This is a genomic window from Halorubrum sp. AD140, from assembly GCF_034497445.1.
Taxonomy (GTDB): domain Archaea; phylum Halobacteriota; class Halobacteria; order Halobacteriales; family Haloferacaceae; genus Halorubrum.
On record NZ_JAXRUU010000161.1, the window covers coordinates 1 to 1,632 of the forward strand.

At 65.1% G+C, this 1,632-nt stretch carries 2 protein-coding genes; one reads left to right on the forward strand and one right to left on the reverse strand.

The features are described from left to right. Positions 1-618: thiolase family protein (locus U4E84_RS16955; RefSeq protein WP_322533280.1), on the forward strand; the 618-nt coding region annotated here is incomplete at its 5' end. Between the two features lie 813 nt (positions 619-1,431). Here the strand turns inward: U4E84_RS16955 and U4E84_RS16960 are convergent. Further along, on the reverse strand, positions 1,432-1,632 hold a 201-nt coding region (locus tag U4E84_RS16960; RefSeq protein WP_322533281.1), incomplete at its 5' end, for a DUF5779 family protein.

Consider the following 1,632-nt stretch of genomic DNA (forward strand, 5'->3'; position numbering starts at 1 on the left):
CACCAGCGCGCCGCGGAGGCGACCGAGTCGGGCCGCTTCGACGACGAGATCGTCCCGGTCGAGACCGAAGACGGTCTCGTCGAGGCAGACGAGGGGATCCGCCCGGACACGACCGCCGAGAAGCTCGCCGACCTGCCGCCCGCGTTCACCGGCGACGGCACCGTCACGGCCGGGAACTCCTCGCAGATCTCCGACGGCGCGTCGCTGACGGTCGTCACGAGCGAGGCGTTCGCGGAGGAACACGGCCTCGACGTGCTCGCCGAGGTCGGCACGAACGCGGTCGCCGGCGTCGACCCCACCGTGATGGGGATCGGTCCGGTGCCCGCCACCCGTAGCCTCCTCGAACGCGCCGGGACCGACATCGACGACTACGACCTCGTCGAGCTCAACGAGGCGTTCGCCTCCCAGTGCGAGTACTCGCGCCGCGAGCTCGGTATCGACGAAGAGAGCTACAACGTCAACGGCGGCGCCATCGCCATCGGCCACCCGCTCGGCGCCTCGGGCGCGCGGCTTCCCGTCACGCTGCTCCACGAGATGCAAAAGCGGGACGCCGAGCGCGGCCTCGCGACGCTCTGCGTCGGCTTCGGGCAGGGCGCCGCGATCGAGTTCAAGCGGTAGGAATCCCCGAGCAGCAGTAAATTTCTGCGGTGGCGCGTGCCTGCGAGCGGTCGCCCTCGGCGACCGCGAGTCAGCACCGCGCGAGGGAGTCGCGAGCGGTGCGAGGTGCGAGCGAAGCGAGCACCTCGACGCGAGCGGCGAAGCCGCGAGCAGCGAGCGACGAGGCTGGGGAGGCGTGAGGTGCTGTGCGGAGCGGGGCGGGATTCAAAGGGGCAGTCGCGAGGGCGAAGCACGGCGCAGTAAGCACCGCAAGGAGCGAGCAGCGCGAGCGACTGAGGAGCACAGCAAGCCGCGCGAGTCCTCGCGACTGGGGCTTTGGCGGTGTTCGCTGTCGATCCCCTGCCGGCAGTTTATAACCGAGCGACTGGGGCTTTGGCTGTGTTCGCCGCTTCTCGCTTCCCCATTTATAAACACACAGCTACGCGATTGACATCCTCTCCGCCCTGAAGGGCGAAGATTCCCACGGCACCGCACCGCTGAGTTGGGATGTTTACGGTCTGTAGCTGTCTCGATGACGGCTACTGGCTGTGCCAACCAACCGTTACTCCTATCCCGGCATGGGATTCGGAGATACTTCTGTTAACTACACCCCGATTCTGGCACGGAAGAGGGTGTCTTCCGCTTGGAATCGGGGAATCCCGATATTGTCCGATTAAGTGGGCGGGTAGACCGCCTCGGATACTTATATGTAGAATATCTGTTTTCTTAAAACATCCGTTCTACACGTTGAATGTGGTTCACGTAGGGTTTGTTGGATACATCCCCGCCGTGAACGGCGGGGCTTTCTCCTCGCACCTCGGTAATAAAAGCGTCTCAGGCCTCTTCGCGACCGCTCCGTTCGGACTCGTCCGCCGCTGCGGTCTCTTCTTCGATGTCCTCAGCCTCGTCTCTTCCTGCCTCGTCTCCTCCTGCCTCGTCTCCTCCTGCCTCGTCATCGTCCGAATCGCTCAGCCGGTCGGTGTCGATGCTCACGCCCGGCGGGGTGACGACGAGGAACCCGCGGAAGTGCATCAG